This is a genomic window from Dactylosporangium sp. NBC_01737, assembly GCF_035963215.1.
Classification (GTDB): Bacteria; Actinomycetota; Actinomycetes; order Mycobacteriales; family Micromonosporaceae; genus Dactylosporangium.
In genome coordinates this window covers 13,342,787-13,367,858 of record NZ_CP109153.1, presented here as the reverse complement: position 1 = coordinate 13,367,858, position 25,072 = coordinate 13,342,787, and the positions used below count along the sequence as shown (strand labels likewise).

The window sequence follows — 25,072 nt, the reverse complement described above, 5'->3', positions numbered from 1 at the left end:
GCCGTACCTATGCCCTGCCGGTGTGCGGGGATAACGCTACGGAGCGACCCTTCCGGCCCTGATGAGGGCGACCTGCACCATGTCGACCAGTTCGGTGGCGCGGAAGGGTTTGGCCACCACGGAGGCGTCGGGGCCGAGCTCGACGACGGCGGCGTCGAAGTACGGCAGGCCCGACATGTACATGATGAGCGCGTCGGGGCAGTTGGCCCGCACGACCTCGGCGACCTGCACCCCGGAGCCGTCATTGAGCTTCAGATCGGTGATGGCGAGGTCGATGGCCGCTGGGTGCTCGACGCAGACGCGTTCGGCGCCCGCCAGGCCTGACGCCGTGTACACCTCGGCGCCGGCGCGGCTGAGCACCCGTTTGACGATCTCGCACAGGTCGGGCTCGTCGTCGACGACGAGGACGCGCAGGTGCTCCAGCATGCCTTCACGATAATTCGTGATTGTGCCGGATCTGCCCTACTTAGCCGGGTTGGCAGGTCGGATCCGGCGCCGGCTGAACCCGAGGAACACCACCAGCACGCATGCCACCACCAGCAGCACCGCCGCGTACGTCCACCAGGCGGGCCGGCCCGCGGGTGCGGGCGCCTCGGCGACGGGCGGCGCGGCGTTGCTCGTGACGAAGTCGGCGGGCGCGGCGGCGGCGCTGGTCGCCGGCGCCTGGGTGGCCGGCGGTGACGTCGGGGTCCGGCCCGGCTTCGCGGAGCTGCTGCTCTTCACGCCGGTGGTCACCGTGAACGAGAAGCTGCCGTTGCCCGCCATGCTCATGCCGCTGGCGGTGTAGGACACGGTGTAGCTGCCCGGGGCGCCGTCGGGCACGCCGAGGGTGATGCGGGCCGTCTCGTTGCGCACGGTGACCGTGCCGAGGGGGACCGTGGCGCTGTCGGGCCCGGTCAGGGTGACCTGGGCGTCCAGGATCTTGTCGTTGAACACCAGCTGCAGCTCCTGCGGCAGGTGCCCGACCCGGGTCTCCGCGCCTGGCGTGCTGCTGGCCAGCGTGAGACGCGGTGCATATGCGGTGGCAATTGACGGAAACGGCAGTATGCCGAGAATTCCGACAATTATCGCGGCGAGAACCGAACTTCGCCTGACCACACCAACAAATCGCCCGGTCATGGGCGGCAACGATAGTGCATTGACGTCAGCGATGTGTGGTCGACGGTGTTAGCGTGCCGTTTCATGCAGGGCAGTTGGCGTGAACTGGTGCAAATCAAACGGCCTCCGGCGCCGACCCCGGCGAGCCGGAGGCTGCGGCGCATCGTGCTGCTCACCGCCGTGCTGACCCTCGCCGCGGACCTGGTCAACCTCGAGTACTCCAGCGAGGGAGGATTCGGTCTCGGGGTGCGCACCGTCTGGGCGATGCTGCGCGCGCTGGGATTCCTGTTCCTGATGCGGGAGATCCGCTGGGGGCGGCTGACCGCCCGGCCGTTCGGGCTGATTCTCGCGGTCACGACAGTGTTCGCCTCGGCCCGGCTGGCCCAGCCCCGCGAGGACGGATACCTGCCGCCGTGGCCGGTGCTGGTGGCGCTCGCCGTCATCCTGACGTTGTGCGCGGTGGTGGTGTGGCAGCTGTTCCGCTCGCCGGCCATCGCCGAGCACCTGACCCGCCGCCCGCCGAAGCGGCCGATCCCGCCGTGGGCGCTGACCGCGCGGGTGGCGGCGCTGTCCTACTCCGCGCTGCTGACGGTGCCGTGCCTGGTCGCCGCCGGCACGCTGTGGGGTGAGCCGCGGGTGCCCCGCTCGACGGCGGTGCCGCTGGTCATCTCGTGGTTCGTGCTCGGCATCGTGGTCGCGTTCGTGGCGTCGCTGATCAGCTTCGCGATGATGTTCGGGCACACCTGGGCCCGCGTGCTGCTCGCCATGATCAGCGTGTTCGTGCTGGTGGTGCAGCCGGTGCTGTGCTGGTTGCTGCTCGGCGCGGACGGGCTCATCCGCGACGGCATCCCGCTCGTCCTCGCGGCGCTGGTCTGCCTCTACGGCCTGGCCAGATCCGGTGCCGCCCGGCCCACCATGGCGGCGGGCACCTCCTCCGCCTGAGCCGCCGACTCGTAGTACACGCCGATCTTGTAGTCGATGAGCGCCAGGTCGTCCTTCAGCTCGGCGATGCGCTGCAGGACCTGCCGGCGGTGGTCCTCCAGGAGCCTGCGGCGCTCGTCGAACGTCTGCGGCCCGACCCGGCACAGCTCGGCGTAGCGGCGCATCTCGGCGATCGGCATCCCGGTCGCCCGCAGGCGGGTCAGCAGGCGCAGCATGCTGACGTCACGCTCGGAGTAGCGGCGGTGGCCGTTCCAGTCCCGCTCCGGCGGGTCGAGCAGCCCCGCCCGCTCGTAGTAGCGCAGCGTGTGCGCGGTCAGCCCGGTCTGCTCGGCCACCTCGGCGATGGTGAACTCCATGCGTCCAGCGTATTTGACCCCTCGCTGCCGGCACCTCGCTGCTGACTCCTCGCTACTGACCCCTCGCTGTTGACTTCGAGTGCGCTCGAAGGGGCACCGTGGAGGTATGCGACAGCGAACCCTTGGCACTCTGACCACGTCGGCGCTCGGCCTCGGCTGCATGGGGATGAGCGAGTTCTACGGCCCGGGTGACGACGCCGAGTCCGTCGCCACCATCCACCGCGCCCTCGACCTCGGCGTGACCTTCCTGGACACCGCCGACATGTACGGCCCGTTCACCAACGAACAGCTCGTGGGCCGCGCGATCGCCGGACGCCGCGACGAGGTGACCCTCGCGACGAAGTTCGGCATTCAGCGCGACGGGGGTACCCGCAGCATCAACGGGCACCCCGACTACGTGCGCGCCGCACTGGACGCGTCCCTCACCCGGCTCGGCGTCGAGCACATCGACCTGTACTACCAGCACCGCGTCGACGACCGGGTGCCGATCGAGGACACCTGGGGCGCGCTCAGCGAGGCCGTCGCCGCGGGCAAGGTCCGCCACCTCGGCATCTCGGAGGCGTCCGCGGCGACGGTGCGCCGTGCACACGCCGTGCACCCGGTGACGGCCGGGCAGTACGAGTACTCGTTGTGGACCCGCGACCCGGAGGACGACATCCTCGCGACCTTCCGTGAGCTGGGCATCGGCCTGGTCGCCTACAGCCCGCTCGGCCGCGGCTTCCTCTCCGGCGAGATCACCGACCCGTCGCAGTTCGACCCGTCGGACTTCCGCCGCTCCAACCCCCGCTTCCAGGGCGCGAACTTCCAGCGCAACCTCGACCTGGTCGCCGAGGTCCGGTCCCTGGCGGCGGTGAAGGGCGTCACGCCCGCGCAGCTCGCCCTCGCCTGGGTGCTGGCGCAGGGGGAGGACATCGTGCCGATCCCGGGCACCAAGCGGCGGGCGTACCTGGAGCAGAACGTCGCCGCGCTCGACGTCGTCCTCACGGCCGACGACCTGGCCGCGATCGAGAAACTCGCGATCGGCAGCGATGTCGCCGGTACCAGGTACGCCACCGAGACGATGGGGTCGCTGAACCGCTGACGGCTGTGCTGTTCCTCCCCGGGTGGTGCTGGCGCCGCCCGGGGAGACGCCGTATGGTGGTCGGCGTGTCCGCGTTGCTGAACAGTTGCTGGTGGCCCGCCTGACGAGGCGGCCCACCTCCGCGTGACACCCACATCCGCGGCCGCCCTTTCCGGCGGTCGCTTTTTCGTTCCCTCCTCGCAGGGGCCGGCCGCTCGGACGGGCGGCCAGACCTGAGAGGGACGACCCGCATGCTGCCCGACCTGAACCGTCCGTTCGCCCTGCTGCGCCGCGAGGGCCGCGACGTCGTCGAGGTGCTCACCGGCACCGTCGTCACGGTCGCCTCGCTCGCCGACATTCCCGACGAGTCGCTGTCGCTGGTGCCGTTCCGGCAGGTGCGTGAGCGCGGGTTCGACTGCGTCGACGACGGCACCCCGCTGTCGGTGCTGCGCATCGAGTCGCGTGCGCTGCACCCCGTCTCCGACCTGGTTGTTTGTCTGTCCGACGTGCCGGTGGTGTTGTCCGGTGGCGCGTTCGACGTGTCCGACGACGACTACGCGTCGATCGTCTCCGAGGTGCTCCGCGACGAGATCGGCCGCGGTGAGGGGTCCAACTTCGTCATCCACCGGGTGTTCGAGGCCGACGTCGACGGCGACCCGGTCGCGGCGGCCCTCGCCGTGTTCCGGCGGCTGCTCGAACGGGAGCGCGGCGCGTACTGGACGTTCGTCGTGCACACCGGGGACCGCACCCTCGTCGGCGCCACCCCCGAGCGGCACGTCAGCGTCGAGGACGGCCTGGTCATGATGAACCCGATCAGCGGCACGTTCCGGCACCCGGGCGGCGTGCCGGACAAGGACGCCGTGCTGCGGTTCCTGTCCGACCGCAAGGAGATCGACGAGCTGTCCATGGTCCTCGACGAGGAGCTCAAGATGATGGCGACCGTCGCGACCGAGGGCGGACAGGTCGTCGGCCCGTACCTGAAGGAGATGGCGCACCTCGTCCACACGGAGTACCTCCTGGCCGGTCGCAGTGCACTGGACGTGCGGGACGTGCTGCGCGAGACGATGTTCGCGCCGACGGTCGTCGGCAGCCCGATCGAGAACGCGTGCCGGGTCGTCGCCCGCCACGAGCGGCGCGGCCGCGGCTACTACGGCGCCGTCCTGGCCCTCATCGGCCGGGACTCCCTCGGCCGGCAGACCCTCGACGCGCCGATCCTCATCCGCACCGCCGACATCTCCGCCGGCGGCCGGCTGCGGGTGCCGGTCGGCGCCACGCTGGTGCGGCACTCGACGCCCGCGGGGGAGGTCGCGGAGACGCACACCAAGGCCGCCGGGGTGCTCGCCGCGCTGGGGCTGGGCACCGGCCCGGCGGCCGCGGCGGGGCCGGCCGCGCCGCTCGCCGCGGACCCGGCGGTGCAGGCGGCGCTCGTCGCGCGCAACGCCACGCTCGCGCCGTTCTGGCTGCGCGATCACCACACGCGGGCCCTCGCCACGCCGGAGCTCGCCGGGCGGCGGGTCCTCATCGTCGACGCGGAGGACACGTTCACCGGCATGCTGCACCACCAGTTGCGGGTCCTGGGCCTGGACGTCACCCTCCAGAAGTACTCGGCCGCTCCTGCCGTGGACGGCTTCGACCTGGTGGTGCTCGGTCCCGGGCCCGGCGACCCGCGGCGGGTCGAGGACCCGAAGATGGCCGCGATGCGGGCGGTCGCGTCCCAGCTGCTCTCGGCGGGCACGCCCACGCTCGCCGTGTGCCTCGGCCACCAGCTGCTGTCCGGGCTGCTCGGGCTGCCGCTGCGGCGCAAGGCCAACCCGTATCAGGGCATGCAGCGCGACATCGTGTTCTTCGGCCGGCCGGCGACCGTCGGCTTCTACTCCACCTTCGCCGCCACGCACCCGCACGACCGTTTCGACAGCGCGTACGGCGAGGTGGAGCTGTCCCGCGACCCGGCCAACGGCGACGTGCACGCCCTGCGCGGCCCGACGTTCGCCGGCGTGCAGTTCCACCCCGAGTCCGTGCTCAGCTACGACGGCATCGACCTGCTGCGCTCCATGCTCACCACACTGCTGCCGGCCGCCGTGTCGTAGCGGGTTGCGCTGGGTACCCGTGCGGTCGTGATGCGTCTGGTGCGGGTCGTCCTGCGGTTCTTCCACGGTCGCGACCTCAACCTGCACGCGGGCGCGGTCACGTTCTACGGTGCGGTCGCGGTGGTGCCCGTCGCGCTGCTCACGATCAAGCTCGCCGGGCTGATCGCCGGTGCCGGCCGGGTCCGTGACCTGGCCGGCCCGGTGATCGCGGCGATGCCGGACCGCCTCGGCGCGGACCGGGCCACCGCCGTGCTGGTCGAGGCGGGGCTGGGGATGTCGTGGCTGCTGACGCTGACCGCGCTGCTACCGGCGACCTGGTACGGCGAGGGCTTGCGCCGCGCCTTCGTCTCCCTCGCCTCAGGTCCCGTTGCCGCCCCCGTTGCCGGGCCTGTCTTTGGTCCTGCCGCCGCCCCTGCCGCCGCCCCCGTAGCGGGCTGGCGCGGGCGGCTGCTGATCCTGCCCGTCCTCGCCGCCGCGCCCGCGCTGCTGCTCGGCCTCCTCCTCGTGCTGCCCGGCGCCGCACGTCGCTTGCAGGACGGCGGCTGGTCGAGCGTCGGCGCGGTGATCGTGTCGTTCCTCGCCACGTGGCTGGTATTGAGCCCGGTGTTCGTCATGGTGTACCGCTGGTGCGCCCCCGCCACCCCCGCCTGGGGCCCGACGGCCGTGGTCGGCTCGTTCACCGCGGCGAACCTGTCCGGCTTCGCGCACGGCTTCGTGCTGTTCTGGTCGCTCCCGCTGGACCTCGGTGTGCCCTTCGGCGGCCTCGACGCCGTCGGCGCGATCGTCGCCGTCCTCCTTTGGTTGTACCTGTTCCACCTGGTGACGCTCATCGGTTACGGTGCGACCCTGCAGGCGAGCCGATGGTGGGCCTTGCGCTCGGCAGGTTCGTGAACGATGCTTCCGAAGAATTCTCACTATTGGGGGCCTTCATGCGGGACCGCCGGGCAAGACTCAGCGTCGCCGTGGCGTATCTCGTCCAGGGCTTCTGTTTCGCCGCCCTGCTGACCCAGGTCGGCGTGCTGCAGGAGAAGTTCGGCTTCTCCGACGGTGAGCTCTCCCTCGTCCTGCTCGCGGTCCCCGTCGTCGCGGGCATCGGCAGCGTTCTGGCCGGCCTGCTGTCCACCCGCTTCGGCAGCTCACCGGTGCTGCGCGCCGGAGGCCCCGGCGTCGCCCTCGCCATCACCGCCGTCGGCCTCGCCGCGCAGGCGTGGCAGCTGTATCTCGCCCTTGCGTTCGTCGGCCTCATGCTCGGCGTCGTCGACGCCACCATGAACATGCAGGGCGTCAGCGTCGAACGCCGCTACGGCCGCCCCGTCCTCAACTCCTTCCACGCCGTATGGAGCGTCGGCGCCATCCTCGGCGCCCTCGCCACGGCCGGCACGTCCCGCCTCGACTGGTCGATCGCCGCGTCCCTCGGCTCGGTCGCGGTCCTCGGCGCGATCCTCGCCCTCGCCGCCGGCCCCTGGCAGCTGCGTCGCGCCGAGGAGGTCGCCGACGTGCCGCCCGGCGCCGCGACCGCCGTCCCGTGGCGCCCCGTCATTCTGGTCGGCGTCGCGATGATGCTCATGTTCATCGCCGACTCCGCGGTCTCCAACTGGAGCACCGTCTTCCTCGACCACGCCTTCGCCGCGAGCACCAGCGTCGCCGCACTCGGCCTCGCCGCGTACCAGGCGATGATGCTGGTCGGTCGCACCGCCGGCGACCTGATCGTGCGCCGCTTCGGCCCCGTCGGCGTCGTCTCCGTCGGCGGCGTCGTCGGCGGGCTGGGCCTGGGCCTCGTCGCCGCATCCCAGACGGCGGCCATGGGCATCGCCGGGTTCGCCGTCGTCGGCATCGGCCTGTCCCTGGTCGTCCCGCAGTCGTTCTCCGCCGCGGGCCGCCTCGACCCAGCCGGCACGGGCGTCGCGATCGCCCGCGTCAACCTGTTCAACTACGTCGGCTTCGTGGTCGGCGCAGGCCTCATCGGCGCGGTCGCGGAGAGCGCATCGCTCCGCCTGGCGTTCGTGGTCCCGGCGGTCCTGGCCGCGGGCATCGTCGCCCTGGCCCCGGCATTCCGCACGTCCGCCCCGAACCCGGCCGCCGAGATCCCGGCTCCTGCCCCCAGCTGACCCGCGGCCTCTCGCCTGCCGGGGCCGGCGCCGGTCGGTGCTGTCGTCAGGGCTGGTGGGCGGTGGCGCTGACCTTTTCGGCCGCTGCGGCCACCGAGCCGCGGGTGGTGGCGGCGAGGCTGGTCTGCTCGTGCAGCGACGCCTCGACCTCGCGCTGGGCGGCGGCGACCGAGCCGAGCCGGTCCGCGACCCCGCCGACCGCGTTCGCCGCGGCAGCCGCGCCCGCGGTGACCTGGCCGACGGTGGTCTCGATCCGGCCGGTCGCGGCGGCGGTCTGCGCCGCGAGATCCTTGACCTCGTTGGCGACCACGCCGAAGCCCTTCCCGGCCTCGCCGGCGCGGGCGGCCTCGATCGTCGCGTTGAGGGCGAGCAGCTTCGTCTGGTCGGCGACGGCCTGGATGAGGCCGGCGACGGTGGCGATGTCGGCGATGGCCGTCTCGAGCTCGCTGATGACGGTCCGCGCGTGGTTGGAGTCGCTCAGCGCCGCCTCGACGTCGGAGACGGCGTCACGGACCGCGCCCGTCATCCCGGCCAGCTTCTGTTCGAACGACTCCATCGCTGCACCCGCCTCGGCGCCGAGCCGGACCCCCGCGTCGGCGACGTCGGCCAGGACGGTCTCCAGGCGCCGGCCGAGGCGTTCGCTGTGCGCGACCTGCTCGGCGGCGTTGCTCGCGGCGGCCTCCTCGCGCCGGGTGGCGTCGTCGGCCGCGGCCCGCAGCGCCGTCTGGTTCTCCGCCGCGACCCTGGCGCGGTCCGCGTCGACCTCGGCCTCTGCGTTGGCGGCGAACCTCCAGTACGTCAGCTGCGTCAAGCACATCGCGACGACGAAACCGGCGTGCATCAGCACGAACAGGATCGGATGGTCACGTGCCTGCGGGCTGCTGAACAACATGTCCGGCATGGCGATGGCGACGAGCAGGTGGTGCGCGCCGACCAGCAGGACGGTGACGAACAGGGCCACCCAGTCCTGGTACAGGCTGACCAACCCCACCACCACGAAGAAGTGGAAGTGCAGGTCGGTGAGGCCGTTGCCGGCGTGCACGAGCGCGGCCGCGGCCAGCACCAGCCCCGTCGACACGGCGACCGCCGCGCCGCGCCTGCTGCGGGCGATGTTGCCGGCGACCGCGCAGATCAGCACGCCGGCGTTCGCCGACCAGACGAGCCAGGCACCGTCGTGCGAGTGCTCACCCACGATCGTGTGGCCGTTGATGAGGCTGAGGATGACGAGCAGCGGCAGGTGCAGCACCAGCAGCAGCCGCAGCGCCCGGTGTCTGGACTGGAAGGCCGCGTCGCTGAGCCGGACCTTCGGCATGAGCCAGGCGAGGACTCCGGGCATGACGTTCGACGCTCCCTCTGGACGGTTGACCCCCTGGACCTTGCAGGAGGACCCAACCGTCCATCGGCCGCCGGGCGCCGCACTGAAGGGTTCGCCGATGGGCACCGACCGGATGACGCGGGTCCCGCCGCGGCCGGGGGCCTCCTGGCACCACGGCCGGGGGCCGCAGGGCCTCCTGGCACCACGGCCGGGGGCCGCAGGGCCTCCTGGCACCACGGCCGGGGGCCGCGGGGCCTCCTGGCACCAACGGCGGGGGCTCCTGCGCAACGGCCGGGCCTCCTGCGCAACGGGCGGGCCTCCTGCGCAACGGGCGGGCCTCCTGCGCAACGGGCGGGCCTCCTGCGCAACGGGCGGGCCTCCTGCGCAACGGGCGTGCACGCCGGTCAGGGCGCCTCCGCCAGAAGTGCCACGACCTCGGTAGGAGACGGCAGCCCGTCGGTGTCCCCGGCCGTCGCGACCACGCTCGCCGCGAACCGGGTGCCGAGCCACGCGGCGCCCCGCGGCCCGATCCCGCGCAGGCGGGCGGCGAGATACGCCCCGGCGAACGCGTCCCCGGCGCCGACCGGATCGACCACCCGCACCGCCACGGACGGCAGATGGGTCGGCGCGTCACCCTCGTGCCAGCAACCGCCAGCACCCGCTTTCAACACCACCTCGCCCACGCCGAGGGTCTTGGCCTGCGAAAAGACCGTCGCGGGGTCGTCCGTGCCGAACAGCGGCACCGCTTCGTCCGTCCCCAGGAGGAGGTACGTCGTCAGCGGCAGCAACTCCCTCACAGCACCGGCCACGCCGTCGAACCCGGGCCGCAGGTTCGGGTCGACCGCGACCGGGACGCCGCGGGCGTGTGCCTCGCGGGCCAGCCGCAGCACCGCCCGCCGCGGCCCCTCACCGAGCGCGGCGGTCAGCCCCGACACCGCCACCAGGTCCGGCCCGGCGGCCAGGGCCCGGTCGGCGTCCTCCTCGTCGAGGGCGGACGCGGCCGAACCGGCCCGGTAGTAGTGCACGCGCCGGGCACCGTCGGGCCGCACGTCCTTGACGAACACCCCCGTCGGCCGGGCGCCGTCGACGGTGACCAGGCCGGTCCCGACCCCGAGCCCGGCCGCCGCCGCCACGACCCGCCGCCCGAACGGGTCGTCGCCGACCCGGCTGCAGAACGCCGTCCGCGCACCCGCCCGGGCCGCCGCGGCGAGGAGGTTCAGCTCGGCGCCGGCCACGTGCACCGACGCGGTCCGGCACTCCTCCAGAGGCAGGAGGTCGGAGGGTTGGAAGAGCACCATCGCCTCACCGACCCCGACGATGAGCCCGCTCATGACAGCCATCGGGCGCGCAGGTCCGGGCGCAGGAACGCGGCCGGCGAGGCGATCGACAGGCCGCCGTCGACGGGGAGGCAGGCGCCGGTGATGAAGCCGGCGCCGGGCGAGGCCAGGAACGCGACCGCCGCCGCGACCTCCTCCGGCCGCCCGACCCGTTGCAGCGGATAGCCGGCGGCGGCGTCCGGGAGATGGTCGCCGCCGATCATGCCGGGCGCGACGGCGTTGACCCGGATGCCGCGGGGACCGTATTCGAGCGCGAGCTGGCGAACGAGGCCGTCCAGGCCGGCTTTTGCCGCGGCGTACGAGGGAAGCCCCGGAGCGGCGAGGAAACTGTTGACGGAGGTGACCGCCACGATGCTGCCGCCGGAAGGCAGGTGCGGCAGCGCGGCCCGGCAGGCGTAGAACGCGCCGGAGAGGGTCACGTCGATCGCGGATCGCCACTCGTCGTCGGTCTGCGTCTCGGCCGGGGCAACCGGCATCACGGCGGCGGCGAGGACGAGCACGTCGAGCCGGCCGAACAGGTCCACGGCGCGGCGCACCACCGCGGCGGCGCCGCCGCTGGTGGAGCAGTCGGCCGCCCAGCTCGCCTCGAACGCGGGGTCGTCGGTGGTGTCCAGGGCGGCACCCGCGACCCGGTCACCGGCGAACGCCCGGCCGATCGCGAGCCCGATCGGCGAGGTCGCCCCGAGCACGAGGACACCCCTCACCGCTGTGCGCCTTCCAGGCCGAGCTGCCCAGAACCTTCCAGGCCGAGCTGTCCAGGACCTTCCAGGCCGAGCTGCCCAGGACCTTCCGGGCCGAGCTGTCCAGGACCTTCCGGGCCGAGCTGTCCAAGACCTTGCAGGCCGAGGTCGTCCAGGATGACGTCCAGCGCCGCGAGCGTCGCCGGGTCGGCGTCGACGGCGGGGGCGCGCACGGTGGTGGACGCGATGACGCCCCGCCGGTGCAGCACGTGCTTGTGGATCGACCACGCGATGCCGGGCTGCAGCCCGAACCGGATCAGCGGCAGCAGCCGGTTGAACCCGGCCCGAGCCTCGGCGAGCGACCCCGCCTCATACGCACGCAGGACCGGGACGAGCAGGTCCGGGAACTCGCTTGCAGGCATCGTGCCGACGGCGCCGCGGGTGTACTCCTCAAGGACGAACAACGCGTTCTGGCCGCCGAGGACCAGGAAGTCGGCGGCCGTGGCCTCGATGACGGCGCCGACCTTCGGGGCGGTCGGCTGGGTCTCGACCTTCACCGAGTCGACGCCGTCGAGCTTGGACAACTCGACGATGAGGGGCACGGGCAGGTTGACCCCCGTGGACGCCGGCGCGTCCTGGACCATGACGGACAGTCCGCCGCCGGCCGCGACGGCGCCGTAGAAGTCGACGATCTGCGCGGGGGAGGGCTTCACCATGAACGGTGGGATGAGCATGGCCACGCTCGCGCCGGCATCGGCCGCGGCGCGGCACTGGTCGATCGCGTCGCCGGTGCCGGTCGCCGACACCCCGGCGACGATCGGCAGGGTGGGGCCCAGCACCGCGCGGACCACCGCGAGGATCGCCGCCCGCTCCGGCACCGTCAGCGTGAAACCCTCGCTGGCGAAGCCGAACACGGCGACCCCGTCGACGCCGGCACTCACGGAGAACTCGACGAGCTGCCGCAGGCTGCCGGTGTCCAGCGAGCCGTCGGGGTGGAACGGGGTGGCGAGCACGGGGATCAGCCCGCGCACGTCGGTGGAGCGGCTCACTGGTCCTCCAGAAGGGCGGTGATGTCGACCTCGACGCCGAGGCCCGGCGCGGTCGGCACGTGGAACGACCCGGGTCCGCCGGTCAGCGGCAGGGTGAGGATGCGGTTGGCGACGGGGAACGGGCCCGGCTGGAACTCGAAGACCGGCATGGCCTCGATCGCGGCGGCGACGTGGATCCCGGCGGCGAGCACGACGCCGAGCCCGACGGAATGGTGCGGCGCCACGGGTACGTGGTGCACCGACGCGATCTCCGCGATGGCGATGGCCTCGGTGATGCCGGTCCGGCCGACGTCGGGCTGCGCGAGGTCCAGGGCCCGTTCCTGCAGCCACAGCTTGAACTCGAACCGGTTGCGCAGCGTCTCGCCGACAGCGACGGGGGTGACGAGCGCGGCGGCGAGCTCGCGGTGGCCGTCGACGTCCTCGGGAGCGAGGGGTGCCTCCAGGAACCAGGCGCCCCGCGCGTCGAGCGCCTTGCCGAGGCGCAGCGCGTCGGCGAGGTCGTAGGCCCAGTGCGCGTCGACGGCGACCCGCATCCCGGTCGCGGCGACCGCGTCGAACGTCGCGAGGTCATCCTCCACCCCACGGCCGAGGTGGAGCTTCACCGACGTTGCACCCTGTGCAATCCAGTTGCGGGCGAGATCGGCCCGCTCCGCGTCGGTGGCGACCGGCAGGCCGGAGACATAGGTGGGGACGCTGTCGCGGTACGCCCCGCCGAGCAGCGCGTGCACGGGCAGCCCGGCCGCCTTCCCCGCGAGGTCCCACAGCGCGATGTCCACGGCGGCCAGGGCGTCTGCCTGGTGACCGACGAGGTGGCCGCGCTCCCGCATGAGCCCGGTGAGCCTGGTCCACATCGGCCGGACCCTGCGCGGGTCCTGCTTCAGCAGGGCGGGCGTCAGCAGCCGGTCGACGATCGCCTGCACGATCTCCGGCCCGACGGGTGCGAGTGCCTCGCCCCAGCCCTCCGTGCCGTCGTCGCACGTGATCCTGACAAGGAGCGTCTCGTAACGGTCCGAGTACAGGCTGCGCCACGGCGGCCGGGTGTAATAGTCCGACTTTTCAGGATTATCCCGGGTGGCGGCGCCCAGATAGACGTCGTCGCCGCGCAGTTTCAGCGGAAAGGTCGTCACGTCAACGATCTTCATGAGGCACCCCCGCCCTGCGGTTGACCACTTGCAGCATGCGGGATATCTTGCCGTATCACGCAAGCAACTTCCAGAGAGGGTCCCGATGGCTTCGGATGTCGGAAGCAACCAGAGCGTCGAGCGGGCGCTGACGGTGCTGCGGGTCTTCACGGCCGGCCGCTCCGAGCTGCGCGTCTCCGACGTCGCCAAGCTCGCAGACCTTGGACTCTCCACCGCGTCGCGCCTGCTCGCAACCCTGGAGGCGGCCGGCTTCGTCGACCGCGACCCGGTCAGCGGGCTCTACCGGCTCGGCCTGGACACGGTCAGTCTTGGCGGCGCCGTGCTCAACAGCCACCCCGTGCACCGCGAGGCGCGGCAGATCGCCCAGAACCTGGCCGCCGACCTCGGTCTCGGCGTCAACGTCGCGGTCCGCCGCGACGCCAGCCTCTTCTACCTGCTCAACTTCGAGGGCCGGCAGGCGCCGCGGGCGTTCGTCCTCGCCGGGCAGCGCAACCCGCTGCACGCCACAGGCCTGGGCAAGTCCCTGCTCACCGGCCTGACGCCGCTCGAGCGCCGCGGGCTGCTGCCGACCGCCGCCCTGGTGGCCTACACGCCCCGCACGATCACCACCCACGAGCAGCTCGACGCCGAGCTCGATCGCACCGCGGCCCGGGGCTACGGCTCCGAGCTGGAGGAACTGGCGCTCGGCCGCGCCTGCGTCGCCGCCCCGATCCGCGACGGCGCCGGCAATGTCGTCGCCGCGCTGTCGGTGTCGGGGCCCCTGTCCGCAATCGACTTGCAGAACCGGGAGGTCGCACTGTCGCGGATCGTCATCGAGGCCGCCGACTCGATCAGCATCGGTCTCGGCTACGTCGGTCCGGCCCACCACCCCAGTGCGGTGTCGCTGTGAAGGACCGCACGTTCGGATTCCTGCTGACCCTGCCGGCGCTAGCGCTGCTTGGCGCGGTCGTGCTGTATCCGCTCGTCGGGTCGCTGTCCACGAGCCTGTTCAACCAGAGCCTGGTCCTGCCGGGCCGCTCGTTCGCCGGCCTGGACAACTTCACGGCGGTGCTCGACCAGAACTTCTGGCCGGTCCTGGAGCACACGGTCGTGTTCACCGTCGGCTCCACCGTCGTGCCCGTCATCATCGGCTTCGCGCTCGCCCTGGCGCTCAACACGAAGCTGCGTGGCCGGGCGGTGCTGCGCGGGTTGTTCCTGATGCCGTGGGTCATCCCGGGCGTGGTGGTGTCGTTCGTCTGGCTGTGGATCTTCAACGCGAACTACGGCCTGCTCAACGGCCTGCTGGTCCAGTTGCACCTGGTCGGCGAGCCGATCGTGTGGCTGGGCAGCCCGGGCACGGCGATGGCCGCGATCGTCGTGGCGAAGAGCTGGGCCAGTTTCCCGTGGATCATGGTGATGCTCCTCGCCGGCCTGCAGACGGTACCGGTGGCGTTGCACGAGGCGGCGGCGTTGGACGGTGCGGGTGCGATCAACCGGTTCTGGCATGTGACGCTGCCGCACCTGCGGGGGATTCTCGGCATCGTCGTGCTGCTGGAGGTGATCTGGAACGTGCAGCACTTCGACATGATCTACGTGCTGACCGGCGGTGGCCCGGCGGGTTCCACGACGACGTTCGCCGTGGCCGTCTACGACACCGCGTTCAAGGCCTTCGACCTCGGTACCGCCAGCGCGCTCGGCGCACTCTGGCTGGCACTCATCCTCATCCTCGTCGTGATCTACGTCCGCGTCTCCGAGCGCGGTGAGCCCGCATGAGACGGTTGTTCGCCCCCGCCACGACCGTCGCGCTGATCGGGATCTTCGCGTTCGGGCCGGTGTACTGGGTCCTGGTCACAGCGTTGACGCCGACGCATGACGTGTTCCGGTTCCCGCCGCATTTCATCCCCGACCGGGTCACCTTCGATCATTTCACCGCGATCTTCGACAACCCGAAGCTGTTGCGGTACCTGACCAACAGCCTGATCGTGTCGACGGTCACGGCGGTGCTGACCGTCATCGTCGCGGCCTACACCGGGTACTCGTTCGCCAAGTTCCGGTACCGGGGCCGCCGTTCGCTGATGTACCTGGTCCTGGCGTCGCAGATGTTCCCGCAGGCGCTGTTGCTGATCACCCTGTACCTGGTGTTCTCGCAGGTCGGGCTGATCAACTCGTATCTGGCGCTGATCCTGTCGTTCACCACGTTCACCCTGCCGCTGTGCGTGTGGATGCTCAAAGGGTTCTTCGACACCATCCCCGACGAACTCATCGAGGCCGCCAAGGTGGACGGCGCCGGGCAGGGCGCGATCATCCACCGCATCCTGCTGCCGGTGTCGCTGCCGGGGCTGGTCGCGACCGGCCTGTTCGCGTTCATCCGCGGCTGGAACGACTTCATCTTCGCCCTGACCCTGGCCGGACCAGACAAGCAGACCCTGCCGCCCGGTCTGGTCAACACCTTCCTCGGCGAGTTCGAGACCGCCTGGCCCGACCTGATGGCCGCCTCCCTGGTCGTGTCCCTGCCCGTCGTCATCGGCTTCACCATCCTCCAGCGCTACCTCGTCGCCGGCCTCACCTCCGGCGCCGTGAAGGGCTGAACACCCCAACACCCCGTTTCCTGGAGCCACCATGCCCTTTTCACTGACCAGAAGATCCGCACTCGGCCTGCTCGGGCTCGGCACCCTCGCCGCCTGTGCCCCCTCGACGAACACCCCCGCCCCGGCCGGCATCGAGGGCCTCAAGGACGACGGGGTCAAGGAGTTCCCGCTGACGTCGTGGTCGTTCAACGAGGCCGTGACGAAGCAGCCGATGACGGACGCCATCGCGAAGTACTCCGCCGCCAACGCCGGCGTGAAGATCAGCACTCCTTCGTATCCGTACAACGACTATCTCAACCAGCTGCTGCTGCAGGTCCAGGGTGGACAGTTGACCGGCGCGGTGCAGCTGGACGTGGCGTGGCTGGCCACCCTCGCCGCCACCGGCAAGCTCCTGGACCTCAAGAGCGTCGCCGCCGGTCTGGACTACGCCCCGGCCGCCCTCGCACTGGGGCAGTCCGGCGGCGTGCAGTACGGGCTGCCGTGGACGTTCGCCGGGATCGGGCTGATCAGCAACACCGAACTGCTCACCAGGGCCGGCGTCACCTCCGCGCCGAAGACCGTCGCGGAGTTCGAGGCGGCGCTCACCGCGGTCAAGGGCCTCGGCGGCGGGATCGTGCCCTGGGCCGGCATGACCAAGGTCGACCAGCTCAAGGACATCATCCCGTGGATGTGGGAGTTCGGCTCCCCGATCGTGGCGGGCAACAAGGTCGTCATCGGCGACGACGGCAGCGTCGAGGCCCTCACCTGGTACAAGAAGCTCTACGACCAGAAACTCATCGCCCCCGACGTCAACCGCGTCGACGCCCGCGCCCTCATGTCCCAGGGCAAGACCGCCTTCTACGAAGACGCCATCGGCGGACGGGCCGCGGTCACGAAATCCTCACCCGACAAGGACCTCGCCGCGAAAATGGTCCCCGTCGCCAGGCCGGTGAAGAACTCCGGCGACAAACCCCGGCATCTCGCCTGGGGGCAGGTCATCGCCGTCATGAACGGCGCCGGCGCCGCTGCGGCCGCCAACTACGCCAAAACCGTCACCACCGACGCCGGCTACAACGTCGACTGGTTCAAGAAGACCGGGCTGCCGCCGACGACCAACGCCGGCCTCGCCGACGCCGCGGTGAAGAACGACAAGTTCGCCACCGACTTCACCAGCCAGATCGGCGCGAACTCCAGTGCCAGCCCGTTCTGGGTCTACCCGCAGTTCTCCCAGATGGAGAAGGTCCTCGCCGAAGAGGTCCAGTCGATCCTCATCGGCAAGAAGAACCCCAAGGAGGCCCTCACCTCCGCCCGCGACCGGATGAACGCCCTCATCAAATGAAGCTCACCATCGCCTCCGTCGAAGCCGTCGCGCTCGCCGCACCGTTCGCGGGAATGTACGACGAGGTCCCCGAATGGCTGCTCACCCCGGCCTCCAGTCATCGCGTCATGCCACGGCTGGGCCAGTACACCACCCTCGTTCGTATCCGAACGGTTGACGGTCTCGAAGGGATCGGCGAGGCGTACGGGCTGCCGGAGCCGCGCGTGACGGCGACCATCGTCGGGCAGCTGCTGGCCCCGATGCTGGTCGGCCGGGACGCGGGTGCGTCGGAGGCGTTGTGGGAGCTCATGTTCGGCGCGCAGGCCGGCGCCGGACGCACCGGCGGGTTCTACCTCGAGGCGATCAGCGGGGTCGACCTCGCCCTGTGGGACCTGCGCGGCAAGGCCGCCGGGCAACCGGTCCACCGGCTGCTCGGCGGCCCTGTCCGCACCACCGTGCCCGTCTACGCCTCACCCATCCCATTCCTGCCCTCCACAGCACAGTCCGTCCAAACAGCACTGTCCTTCGTGGACAACGGCTTCCACGCCGTCAAACTCAAACTCGGCCGCGGCGAAACCACCGACCTCGCCCACGCCACCGCCGTCGCCGACGCACTCGACGGCCGCGCCGCCCTGCACGTCGACCTCAACTGCGCCTACGACGTCAACACCGCCATCCGCCTCGGCCACGCCCTGGAACACCTGGGCGTCCGCTGGCTCGAAGAACCCCTCGCCACCGACGACGTCGCCGGCCTCGCCGAAGTCAGAGCCGCCGTCCGGATCCCCGTCGTCACCGGCGAAAGCGAATTCATCCGATACGGCTACCGCGACCTCCTGCTCGCCCGAGCCGCCGACACCGTCATGCCCAACCTCACCCGCGCCGGCGGCATCACCGAAGCCCGCCGCATCGCCGCACTCTGCTCCGCCTTCCACGTCGACGTCTCACCCCACGGCGTCGGCTCCGCCATCGGCCTCGCCGCCGCCCTGCAGTTCGCCGCGGCAACACCCAACGTGACCAGCCTCGAATACAACCGGCTGCCCAACCCGCTCCGCGACGACCTGGCGGCACCACCGTCCCTGGTGGACGGTGCGCTCGTCGTGCCGGACGGCCCGGGACTCGGCGTGACCCTCGACGAGGACCTGATCACCCACTACGAGGTGTTCCGTGCCTGACCTCGCCGTGGTGACGGGCGCCACCGGCGGCATCGGATCCGCCGTCGCCGCCAGGCTCCGCGCGGACGGTTACCGGGTCGCCGGCCTCGACCGCGCCCCGGCCGCCGACACGACGTGCCTGGACCTGCTCGACGAGCCCGCCGTCGCGGCCGCCTTCGCCGGGCTCGGGCCGGTCGCGGCGCTGGTCACCTGCGCCGGCCTCACCGCCGGCGCGCCCGCGCACGAGACGACCCTCGCCGACTGGCACGACGTCGTGGACGCCAACCTCACCACGGCGTTCCTCGCCGTCAAGCACGCCCTGCCGGGCATGGTCGCCGCCGGCCGGGGCGTCGTCGTCACCATCGGGTCCATCCACAGTGGATCGTTTGCTCCCGGGCTGCCGGCGTACGCCGCGGCCAAGGCCGGACTGACCGCCTTCACCCGCCAGGTCGCCGTCGACTACGGCCGGCACGGCGTCCGCGCGGTCACCGTCGCACCCGGCTGGATCCGCACCCCCGCCACCGAGGACCGGCTGTCCGAGCCCGGCGACGCGGACCGGCAGCGCGACGCCCACCCGCTGCGCCGTCTCGGCGAGCCCGCCGATGTCGCCGCCGCGGTCGCGTTCGCGGTGTCCGCGGACGCGGCGATGCTCACCGGCACCGAGATTGTGCTCGACGGCGGCGCCACCGCGGTCCAGCCCGCCGCACTGCTCCGCGCCGCCCCTCGGTCCCGGCTCGGCCTGAAACCCCTGGGAGAGACACCATGACGTTCGACGAGCTGCTGGAAGGCCGCCCGCTCGTGGCGATCCTGCGGGGCGTGCCGATCCCGCGGGCCCTGCAGATCGCCCGCGCCGTGTGGGACAGCGGCCTCGGCGTCGTGGAGGTCCCGATCCAGACCCCCGAGGCCCTCGAATGCCTGCGGGCCCTCGCCGGGCACGGGCATCCCGTCGGCGCCGGCACCGTCCGCAGCCCCGAACAGGTCGCCGTCGCCGCGGCGGCCGGCGCGGTGTTCACCGTCGCGCCCGGGTTCGACGCGGACGTCGCGCGGGCCAGCCACGAGGCCGGGCTGCCGCACCTGCCGGGCGTCGCGACCGCGACCGAGGTCCACCACGCGCTGCGGGCCGGCTGCGACTGGCTCAAGGCGTTCCCGGCCGGGTCGCTCGGACCCGGCTGGCTGCGCGAGATGCGCGGCCCGTTCCCCGAGGCGAAGTTCGTCGCCACCGGCGGCATCGACGCCCACAACGCACACGAACACCTGACCGCCGGCGCCCGGGCGCTGGGGGTCGGCGGCGCCGTCACCCGTGACGGCGGCCTGCCACCGCTCCTGGAGGTCCTCCGCACGACCTGAGCAAGCCCTGAGGAAGGGACACATGAACAGAGCCGTCCTGGTCGCCGCCACCGCCATGGCGACGACCCTCATCACCGTGCCCGCAACCGCCGTGCACGCCGCACCCGCCACCGTCACCCTCGTGCCGTACCCCATCGACAGCTCCAACCAGGCGGCCTGGTGGTCACCGCTGGACACGTACACCCCGGGCAGCGACTACGCGTACCTGGCGTTCAACGAGCCCGGCTCGTCCGCCGGGACGCACCGCGTCGCCATCGCCCGGCGCGACACGGCCGGCGGCTGGACGAAGCTGCCCGTCATGAACGGCGCGGCCCAGGCCGAGTACACCGACGACGTCGGGCACAACCAGCCGTCGATCGCGCGGGACGGCAGCGGCCGGTTCCACGTGTTCGCCAGCATGCACAACAACGCCTGGCGGTACTTCCGCTCCGACACCGTCGGCGGCGCGCCCACCAACCACGCCGGCGACCTGCCCGACCAGGGGATCGGCGTCACGTACCCGGTCCTGACCACCGCACCGAACGGCGACCTGTACCTCATCGCCCGGCTCGACGGGAGCACCGCCCGCTCCGGCCGGCTCTACCGGTGGAACAACGCCGCAGCCACGTGGACCCGCCTGGCGGTGTTCGCCGAGTCCGCCAACCGGGCCGTCTACCCCGACGACCTGCAGTTCGACGCCGCCGGCAACCTGCACATCCTGTGGGAGTGGGGCCTGTACCCGGCGACCGCGTTCCGCCACCAGCTCAGCTACCTGCTCTACCGGCCCGCGAGCAACACGTTCGCCGACCGCACCGGCGCCGCGGTGAGCGTGCCCGTCAGCACGGCCACCGCCGACGTCATCCAGCCGATCGAGGCCGGCGAGGTGTACCAGGGCAACGACGGCACCGGACCGGCCGTGCAGAGCGCCAAGCTCACGGTCGACGGCACCAGCCCGAAGGTCGCCTACCGGTACCGGAGCGGGACGAACTTCATGGTGCGCTACGCGTACGTCTCAGGGACGACCTGGGTCCGCGACACCGTCTACTCCGCCGCGCAGACCACCGCCGCGATCGACATCACCTGGCACCCGACGGAGCAGAAGCGGATCTACTACGCCACCGCGGCCGGCATGTCCGTCGCCACGAAGACCGGCACCGCGTGGACCGCCGCCGCGGTCGCGCCCGGCATACCCGTGGAGCGCTTCGCCGTGGAACGCACCACCACCGCCGGCGTCGACGTGCTCTACCTCGTCGACCTCACCAACCTTCGCCTGTACTACGGGAGGAACTGATGCGCCGCCTGCTCACACTCCTGCTCCTCACGTCCGCGGCCGTCGCCGCGGGACCCGTCGCCGCCCACGCCGACCCCGCCGGCACCGGCTACACACTCGCCTTCGAGGACCAGTTCAACGGCACCGCCGTCGACACCGCGAAGTGGAACTACCGCACCGACTCCAAGGCGTACAGCACGCAACGGCCGCAGAACGTCTCCGTCAGCGGGGGAGCCCTCAACATCGCTCTCAAGAAGGAGACGTACGGCGGCAAGGACTACACCGGCGGTGGCGTGGTCAGCAAACAGACGCTGCGGTACGGCTACTACGAGACCCGCGCGAAACTCAACGACGGCGCCGGCTGGCACAGCTCCTTCTGGCTCATGGCCGGAGACGGCTCCACCACCTACCCGGCGTCGCAGCGCACCGAGATCGACGGATTCGAGATCGACTCGATCAGCCCCACCCGCATCCACCACGGCGTGCTGACGTGGAAGGGCAGCGGCGTCTCGGCCGGGAAGTCCTACGGCACCACCTACACCAGCAGCACGATCGACTCCAGGGACTGGCACGTCTACGGCATCGACTGGTCCGAGACCAGCACGAAGTTCTACATCGACGGCGTGCTCAAGTACACCGCGCCCTACCTGCCGACGGACTGGACGCACGACTACACGAGCATCTGGCTCACCAGCATCGCCTACGGCAGCATCCCGGACGCAACGAAGTTGCCGTCCAGCGTGCAGTTCGACTACGTGAAGTACTGGCAGAAGGACTACTACGTCGACGACGACGGCCCGGCGGCCTACGGCTACAGCGAGACGGGCACCTGGTCCGCGTCCACGCTCACCGGCTGGACGGTCGGCTCCCCGACCCGCTACGCCGCCTGCAACACCGCGGGGAACACCGCGACCTGGCGGCCCAACCTCCGTGCGGCGGGCACATACAAGGTCTCCTACTACAGGGTGACTGCCGCCAACAGCGACCCGGCGGCGAAGCTCAGCGTCGCCGGCACGCAGACCACCGTCAACGGCACCGCCGGCCCGTCCGGGTGGGTCGACCTGGGCACCTTCGCCCTGCCGGCGGGGACCGGGACCGCGGTGACCCTGACCGGTTCGGGCACCGGGTGTGCCCGGGCCGATGCGGTGCGCTTCATAAGGGTGTAGCGGGCAACCCCGCGGCGCGACGGCCCCTGACCAGGGCTGAGTGGAGATTGTTGACTTGCGGAATACTTGCCTGGCAAGTACCGTTACGGCAGGCGACAACCCGCTCAGCCCTGGAGGCGTCAGATGCCCGCGATCACCGTTGACAACGTCCTTGCGCTGCCCCGCGTGTCCACCCCGGACCCGGTCTCGGCGCGTCCCCGCCCGGTGGTGTCCGTGACCACGGCGCCGAAGGGCTTCGAGGGTGAGGGCTTCCCCGTCCGGCGCGCGTTCGCCGGCGTCGACCTGCGCACGCTCGACCCGTTCATCCACATGGACCAGATGGGTGAGGTCGAATACGCGCCCGGCGAGCCGAAGGGCACCCCGTGGCACCCGCACCGGGGGTTCGAGACCGTCACGTACATCATCGACGGCGAGTTCGTGCACAGCGATTCCAACGGTGGTGGCGGCGTCATCCGCGACGGCGACACCCAGTGGATGACCGCGGGCTCCGGCCTGCTGCACATCGAGACCCCGCCGGAGCACCTCGTCGTCAGCGGCGGCCTCTTCCACGGCTTCCAGCTGTGGGTCAACCTCCCGAAGGCGGACAAGTTCGCCGCCCCGCGCTACCAGGACATCCGCGGCGGCCAGGTGTCGCTGCTCAGCTCGCCCGACGGCGGGTCACTCCTGCGGGTGATCGCCGGTGAGCTCGACGGGCATGCCGGCCCCGGCAACACGTACACGCCGATCACCATGATCCACGCGACGATCTCGCCCGGGGCGTCGCTGACGCTGCCGTGGCGCCAGGACTTCAACGCCCTCGCCTACACGTTGGCGGGCAAGGGCACCGTGGGCACGAAGGGCCGCCCGGTGGAGCTGGGCCAGCTCGCGGTCTTCGGCGCGGGCGACAGCATCACCGTCACCGCCGAGGCGAAGCAGGACCCGCGGCACCCCACGATGGACGTGCTGTTCCTCGGCGGTAAGCCGATCCGGGAGCCCGTCGTGGCGTATGGTCCGTTCGTCATGAACACCAAGGCCGAGGTCGTGCAGGCGTTCGAGGACTACCAGGCCGGTCGGCTCGGCAGCATCCCCGCGGCGCACGCCGACGTTCGGGGAGAGGCGTCCTGAGTGGACATCGAGGTCGTCGACAGCCCGGAGCAGCACCGCTTCGAGCTGCGGGTCGACGGTGAGCTCGCGGGTGCGGCCTACTACCGGCTGCACCCCGACGAGATCGTCTTCACCCACACCGAGGTCGACAAGGCGTACGAGGGCAAGGGCCTGGGCAGCAAGCTCGCCGCCGGTGCCCTGGGCGCGGTGAAGGACCGGGGACTGCGGGTGGTCCCGCAGTGCCCGTTCATCGCCGCCTACCTCAAGCGCCACCCAGAGCTCGCATAGCGCAGATCAACCCAGCGAAAGCCCGGTAAGGCCCAGCGAAAGCCCGGTAAGGCCCAGCGGCAGCTCAGCCCGACCGCAGATCAGTCCAGCGACGGCAGCCCGATCGGGTTCGGGTGCCGCAGCATCCGCGACGTCTGCACCGCGATCGGCCGCAGCAGCTCCGCACAGCGCGCCGTGGCGTCGGTCCCCAGGACCCGCCACGGCGTCGCGGCCAGAGCGTCCGTCGTGGCCTCGAGCGCCGTCAACGCCTCCCGCGCCGGGTCCGTGGCCTTCCCGTCCGCGTCGACCCACCCACGGGAGCGCAGCCGGTCGGTCGCGGCGTCCCACTCCTCGTCGGTCCAGCCCCGCGCCGGTTGGTAGAACTCCCGGCCCGCGCCGTCGCGCAGCGCGACCCGCCACACGTTGGCCTCGGCGCCGTCGAGCCCTTCGACGAGCAGCGCCGCCACGTGACCGTCGCCGCGGTGCTCTCGCAGCACCGTCGCCGCCTGCCACAGCACCCCCGCCAGATCCTCCGGCCAGGGCAGCATCGCGTTGGCCGCGCCCAGCACCCGGCCGTGCAGGTCGACCGCCTCTGCCGCGGCCCGCAACAGGCTTGCGACCTCGGTCAGGTCGCCGTCCACCTTCTGCAGGACCCGCCGTGATCCTTCGAGCCGGGCGGCAAGGGCCGCCTCGGGCGTGATCCGGGTCCAGACGTCGGGCAGCGCCCGGGTCACCATCCCTGGCGCGAAGCCGTAGAAGGCCGCGAGCACCGGCCCCGCCGTCACCGCGCCGAGCGGGGCGCTGCGGCCGGCGAAGTACCCCCGCCAGAACCCGCGCAGGCCCGCCGCCTCGAACGCACCCAGCGCGTCGTCGGCGAAGTAGGTGACCGCGTGGACCGGCTCGAACAGGCTCCACATACGACGTTCGATCGACAACTCTGTCATGGACCTGACGATATATGCGTTGAGCGTGCGTGAACCCGGGTGACGCCAGTGCAAAAGGCAACACGTGACCCGGCGGCCATTCCCGAAACGCCCTGTGACGTCGTTCACGAGGCCCAGGTGTACGGAACGGTTTCGTACCGGAGATGGTGGGGAGTAGGGTTCCGATACGAAACGGTTCCGTACACCTGCGATCCAGGGCTTGCGGAAACCGGACCTCGCACTCTAGGAAGTGGTCATGTCTCCCACACCGAAGCCCGGCCGCCGCGAAGCCATCTGCGAAGCGGTCTTCGAGCTGCTCGGTGAGGTCGGATACGACCGCATGTCGATGGATGCCGTGGCGGCGCGGGCCCGCGCCAGCAAAGCGACGATCTACCGGGGCTGGCCCACCAAGCCGGACCTGGTGATGGACGCCTTCGAGCACCGGTTCGGCGGCCCGTTCGAGCCGCAGGACACCGGCTCCCTGCGCGGTGACCTGATGGCGCTGCTCACCGCGGCGTGCACCTTCGCCAACAGCCCCGACGGCGACGTCATGACCGGTCTGATGACCGCGGCCACCCGCAACCCGGAGCTGGCCGAGACGATCCGCCGCTGTGCCTACGAGGCGAAGCAGTCCGCGTACGACACCATCGTGCGACGCGCGGTGGAGCGTGGCGAACTGCCGCACTGCGCCACCGCTGAGCTGCTGCACGAGATCCTGCATGCCATGGTGCTGAACCGCAGCATGTGGTGCGAGGGCCCGCTCGACGAGGCGTTCGCGACCCGCATGGTCGACCGGGTGCTGCTGCCCGTCCTGCGTCAGCCCGCCTGACCTTTTCTCCGCAACACGC

Annotated in this window: 25 protein-coding genes and 1 pseudogene; 17 read left to right on the top strand and 9 right to left on the bottom strand. The window is 71.5% G+C overall.

From position 1 onward, the window contains the following. Positions 1 to 36: 36 nt before the first annotated feature. Both OHA72_RS61780 and OHA72_RS61775 read right to left on the bottom strand, forming a co-directional pair. Entirely contained in the window at positions 37 to 426 is a 390-nt protein-coding gene (locus tag OHA72_RS61780; protein ID WP_327005331.1) for a response regulator, read from the bottom strand. 36 nt (positions 427 to 462) lie between these two features. Continuing rightward, positions 463 to 1,119: a copper resistance CopC family protein gene (locus tag OHA72_RS61775; protein ID WP_327005330.1), complete on the bottom strand. Its 657-nt coding sequence runs from the start codon at positions 1,117 to 1,119 to the stop codon at positions 463 to 465. Positions 1,120 to 1,206: 87 nt separating this feature from the next. On the opposite strand from OHA72_RS61775, the gene OHA72_RS61770 reads away from it, so the two are divergent. Beyond that, positions 1,207 to 2,040: a hypothetical protein gene (locus OHA72_RS61770; RefSeq protein WP_327005329.1), complete on the top strand. Its 834-nt coding sequence runs from the start codon at positions 1,207 to 1,209 to the stop codon at positions 2,038 to 2,040. Here OHA72_RS61770 and OHA72_RS61765 read toward each other — a convergent pair. Further along, on the bottom strand, positions 1,977 to 2,396 hold the full coding sequence (locus OHA72_RS61765) for a MerR family transcriptional regulator (RefSeq protein ID WP_327005328.1): 420 nt from the start codon (positions 2,394 to 2,396) through the stop codon (positions 1,977 to 1,979). The two genes, OHA72_RS61770 and OHA72_RS61765, sit on opposite strands and share 64 nt — an antisense overlap. Before the next feature lie 106 nt (positions 2,397 to 2,502). Here OHA72_RS61765 and OHA72_RS61760 point away from each other — a divergent pair, with 106 nt between their 5' ends. The 4 genes from OHA72_RS61760 to OHA72_RS61745 all read left to right on the top strand — a co-directional run bounded on the left by OHA72_RS61760 (position 2,503) and on the right by OHA72_RS61745 (position 7,651). After that, positions 2,503 to 3,477, top strand: coding sequence for an aldo/keto reductase (locus OHA72_RS61760; protein ID WP_327005327.1), 975 nt, complete (start codon positions 2,503 to 2,505; stop codon positions 3,475 to 3,477). A 230-nt stretch (positions 3,478 to 3,707) separates the two neighbouring features. Next, the gene (locus tag OHA72_RS61755; RefSeq protein WP_327005326.1) at positions 3,708 to 5,543 is read left to right on the top strand and encodes an anthranilate synthase family protein; all 1,836 of its coding nucleotides are present in this window, start codon (positions 3,708 to 3,710) and stop codon (positions 5,541 to 5,543) included. A 30-nt stretch (positions 5,544 to 5,573) separates the two neighbouring features. After that, positions 5,574 to 6,434: a YhjD/YihY/BrkB family envelope integrity protein gene (locus OHA72_RS61750; protein ID WP_327011908.1), complete on the top strand. Its 861-nt coding sequence runs from the start codon at positions 5,574 to 5,576 to the stop codon at positions 6,432 to 6,434. A gap of 38 nt (positions 6,435 to 6,472) precedes the next feature. Continuing rightward, positions 6,473 to 7,651 carry an MFS transporter gene (locus tag OHA72_RS61745; RefSeq protein ID WP_327005325.1) on the top strand — a complete coding sequence of 393 codons (1,179 nt, stop codon included), beginning with the start codon at positions 6,473 to 6,475 and terminating at the stop codon, positions 7,649 to 7,651. 46 nt (positions 7,652 to 7,697) lie between these two features. Here the strand turns inward: OHA72_RS61745 and OHA72_RS65430 are convergent. The 5 genes and pseudogenes from OHA72_RS65430 to OHA72_RS61720 form a co-directional block, all read right to left on the bottom strand. Next, positions 7,698 to 8,051 (bottom strand): annotated as a pseudogene (locus OHA72_RS65430) (methyl-accepting chemotaxis protein); the annotation flags it as partial. Positions 8,052 to 9,370: 1,319 nt separating this feature from the next. Next, a complete protein-coding gene (locus tag OHA72_RS61735) occupies positions 9,371 to 10,297 on the bottom strand; it encodes a sugar kinase (protein ID WP_327005323.1) in 927 nt (308 codons plus the stop codon). After that, positions 10,294 to 11,007: an SDR family NAD(P)-dependent oxidoreductase gene (locus OHA72_RS61730; RefSeq protein ID WP_327005322.1), complete on the bottom strand. Its 714-nt coding sequence runs from the start codon at positions 11,005 to 11,007 to the stop codon at positions 10,294 to 10,296. The genes OHA72_RS61735 and OHA72_RS61730 overlap by 4 nt, the downstream gene beginning before the upstream one ends. Then, the gene (locus tag OHA72_RS61725) at positions 11,004 to 12,032 is read right to left on the bottom strand and encodes a dihydrodipicolinate synthase family protein (RefSeq protein ID WP_327005321.1); all 1,029 of its coding nucleotides are present in this window, start codon (positions 12,030 to 12,032) and stop codon (positions 11,004 to 11,006) included. Before OHA72_RS61725 ends, OHA72_RS61730 begins: the two co-directional genes overlap by 4 nt. Further along, on the bottom strand, positions 12,029 to 13,174 hold the full coding sequence (locus OHA72_RS61720; RefSeq protein WP_327005320.1) for a mandelate racemase/muconate lactonizing enzyme family protein: 1,146 nt from the start codon (positions 13,172 to 13,174) through the stop codon (positions 12,029 to 12,031). The genes OHA72_RS61725 and OHA72_RS61720 overlap by 4 nt, the downstream gene beginning before the upstream one ends. Positions 13,175 to 13,259: 85 nt before the next feature. Between OHA72_RS61720 and OHA72_RS61715 the strand changes: the two genes are divergently transcribed. The 11 genes from OHA72_RS61715 to OHA72_RS61665 all read left to right on the top strand — a co-directional run bounded on the left by OHA72_RS61715 (position 13,260) and on the right by OHA72_RS61665 (position 23,322). Then, a complete protein-coding gene (locus tag OHA72_RS61715) occupies positions 13,260 to 14,063 on the top strand; it encodes an IclR family transcriptional regulator (RefSeq protein WP_327005319.1) in 804 nt (267 codons plus the stop codon). Beyond that, on the top strand, positions 14,060 to 14,926 hold the full coding sequence (locus tag OHA72_RS61710; protein ID WP_327005318.1) for a carbohydrate ABC transporter permease: 867 nt from the start codon (positions 14,060 to 14,062) through the stop codon (positions 14,924 to 14,926). The genes OHA72_RS61715 and OHA72_RS61710 overlap by 4 nt, the downstream gene beginning before the upstream one ends. Continuing rightward, positions 14,923 to 15,741 carry a carbohydrate ABC transporter permease gene (locus OHA72_RS61705; RefSeq protein ID WP_327005317.1) on the top strand — a complete coding sequence of 273 codons (819 nt, stop codon included), beginning with the start codon at positions 14,923 to 14,925 and terminating at the stop codon, positions 15,739 to 15,741. Before OHA72_RS61710 ends, OHA72_RS61705 begins: the two co-directional genes overlap by 4 nt. Before the next feature lie 31 nt (positions 15,742 to 15,772). Then, positions 15,773 to 17,059, top strand: a complete 1,287-nt coding sequence (locus OHA72_RS61700; RefSeq protein WP_327005316.1) for an ABC transporter substrate-binding protein — start codon at positions 15,773 to 15,775, stop codon at positions 17,057 to 17,059. After that, positions 17,056 to 18,210, top strand: coding sequence for a mandelate racemase/muconate lactonizing enzyme family protein (locus OHA72_RS61695; protein WP_327005315.1), 1,155 nt, complete (start codon positions 17,056 to 17,058; stop codon positions 18,208 to 18,210). The genes OHA72_RS61700 and OHA72_RS61695 overlap by 4 nt, the downstream gene beginning before the upstream one ends. After that, positions 18,203 to 18,955: an SDR family NAD(P)-dependent oxidoreductase gene (locus OHA72_RS61690; protein WP_327005314.1), complete on the top strand. Its 753-nt coding sequence runs from the start codon at positions 18,203 to 18,205 to the stop codon at positions 18,953 to 18,955. The genes OHA72_RS61695 and OHA72_RS61690 overlap by 8 nt, the downstream gene beginning before the upstream one ends. Continuing rightward, positions 18,952 to 19,536: a bifunctional 4-hydroxy-2-oxoglutarate aldolase/2-dehydro-3-deoxy-phosphogluconate aldolase gene (locus OHA72_RS61685; protein ID WP_327005313.1), complete on the top strand. Its 585-nt coding sequence runs from the start codon at positions 18,952 to 18,954 to the stop codon at positions 19,534 to 19,536. The genes OHA72_RS61690 and OHA72_RS61685 overlap by 4 nt, the downstream gene beginning before the upstream one ends. Before the next feature lie 22 nt (positions 19,537 to 19,558). Then, on the top strand, positions 19,559 to 20,806 hold the full coding sequence (locus tag OHA72_RS61680; RefSeq protein WP_327005312.1) for a BNR-4 repeat-containing protein: 1,248 nt from the start codon (positions 19,559 to 19,561) through the stop codon (positions 20,804 to 20,806). Next, positions 20,806 to 21,951 (top strand): golvesin C-terminal-like domain-containing protein, encoded by a 1,146-nt coding sequence (locus OHA72_RS61675; RefSeq protein ID WP_327005311.1) that lies wholly within the window; start codon positions 20,806 to 20,808, stop codon positions 21,949 to 21,951. The genes OHA72_RS61680 and OHA72_RS61675 overlap by 1 nt, the downstream gene beginning before the upstream one ends. A 123-nt stretch (positions 21,952 to 22,074) precedes the next feature. Continuing rightward, positions 22,075 to 23,055 (top strand): pirin family protein, encoded by a 981-nt coding sequence (locus tag OHA72_RS61670; RefSeq protein WP_327005310.1) that lies wholly within the window; start codon positions 22,075 to 22,077, stop codon positions 23,053 to 23,055. Then, on the top strand, positions 23,056 to 23,322 hold the full coding sequence (locus OHA72_RS61665) for a GNAT family N-acetyltransferase (RefSeq protein WP_327005309.1): 267 nt from the start codon (positions 23,056 to 23,058) through the stop codon (positions 23,320 to 23,322). 80 nt (positions 23,323 to 23,402) lie between these two features. Here OHA72_RS61665 and OHA72_RS61660 read toward each other — a convergent pair whose 3' ends face one another. After that, a complete protein-coding gene (locus OHA72_RS61660) occupies positions 23,403 to 24,245 on the bottom strand; it encodes an SCO6745 family protein (RefSeq protein WP_327005308.1) in 843 nt (280 codons plus the stop codon). Positions 24,246 to 24,480: 235 nt separating this feature from the next. Here OHA72_RS61660 and OHA72_RS61655 point away from each other — a divergent pair, with 235 nt between their 5' ends. Then, positions 24,481 to 25,053: a TetR/AcrR family transcriptional regulator gene (locus tag OHA72_RS61655; protein WP_327005307.1), complete on the top strand. Its 573-nt coding sequence runs from the start codon at positions 24,481 to 24,483 to the stop codon at positions 25,051 to 25,053. Positions 25,054 to 25,072 lie beyond the last annotated feature (19 nt).

Coding starts and splice junctions, on each gene's coding strand:
- OHA72_RS61755 (WP_327005326.1), top strand. CDS start 3,708: ATGCTGCCCGACCTGAACCGTCCGTTCGCCCTGCTGCGCCGCGAGGGC.
- OHA72_RS61700 (WP_327005316.1), top strand. CDS start 15,773: ATGCCCTTTTCACTGACCAGAAGATCCGCACTCGGCCTGCTCGGGCTC.
- OHA72_RS61780 (WP_327005331.1), bottom strand. CDS start 426: ATGCTGGAGCACCTGCGCGTCCTCGTCGTCGACGACGAGCCCGACCTG.
- OHA72_RS61695 (WP_327005315.1), top strand. CDS start 17,056: ATGAAGCTCACCATCGCCTCCGTCGAAGCCGTCGCGCTCGCCGCACCG.
- OHA72_RS61675 (WP_327005311.1), top strand. CDS start 20,806: ATGCGCCGCCTGCTCACACTCCTGCTCCTCACGTCCGCGGCCGTCGCC.
- OHA72_RS61720 (WP_327005320.1), bottom strand. CDS start 13,174: ATGAAGATCGTTGACGTGACGACCTTTCCGCTGAAACTGCGCGGCGAC.
- OHA72_RS61670 (WP_327005310.1), top strand. CDS start 22,075: ATGCCCGCGATCACCGTTGACAACGTCCTTGCGCTGCCCCGCGTGTCC.
- OHA72_RS61775 (WP_327005330.1), bottom strand. CDS start 1,119: ATGACCGGGCGATTTGTTGGTGTGGTCAGGCGAAGTTCGGTTCTCGCC.
- OHA72_RS61750 (WP_327011908.1), top strand. CDS start 5,574: ATGCGTCTGGTGCGGGTCGTCCTGCGGTTCTTCCACGGTCGCGACCTC.
- OHA72_RS61705 (WP_327005317.1), top strand. CDS start 14,923: ATGAGACGGTTGTTCGCCCCCGCCACGACCGTCGCGCTGATCGGGATC.
- OHA72_RS61765 (WP_327005328.1), bottom strand. CDS start 2,396: ATGGAGTTCACCATCGCCGAGGTGGCCGAGCAGACCGGGCTGACCGCG.
- OHA72_RS61760 (WP_327005327.1), top strand. CDS start 2,503: ATGCGACAGCGAACCCTTGGCACTCTGACCACGTCGGCGCTCGGCCTC.
- OHA72_RS61715 (WP_327005319.1), top strand. CDS start 13,260: ATGGCTTCGGATGTCGGAAGCAACCAGAGCGTCGAGCGGGCGCTGACG.
- OHA72_RS61680 (WP_327005312.1), top strand. CDS start 19,559: ATGAACAGAGCCGTCCTGGTCGCCGCCACCGCCATGGCGACGACCCTC.
- OHA72_RS61685 (WP_327005313.1), top strand. CDS start 18,952: ATGACGTTCGACGAGCTGCTGGAAGGCCGCCCGCTCGTGGCGATCCTG.
- OHA72_RS61660 (WP_327005308.1), bottom strand. CDS start 24,245: ATGACAGAGTTGTCGATCGAACGTCGTATGTGGAGCCTGTTCGAGCCG.
- OHA72_RS61745 (WP_327005325.1), top strand. CDS start 6,473: ATGCGGGACCGCCGGGCAAGACTCAGCGTCGCCGTGGCGTATCTCGTC.
- OHA72_RS61735 (WP_327005323.1), bottom strand. CDS start 10,297: ATGAGCGGGCTCATCGTCGGGGTCGGTGAGGCGATGGTGCTCTTCCAA.
- OHA72_RS61655 (WP_327005307.1), top strand. CDS start 24,481: ATGTCTCCCACACCGAAGCCCGGCCGCCGCGAAGCCATCTGCGAAGCG.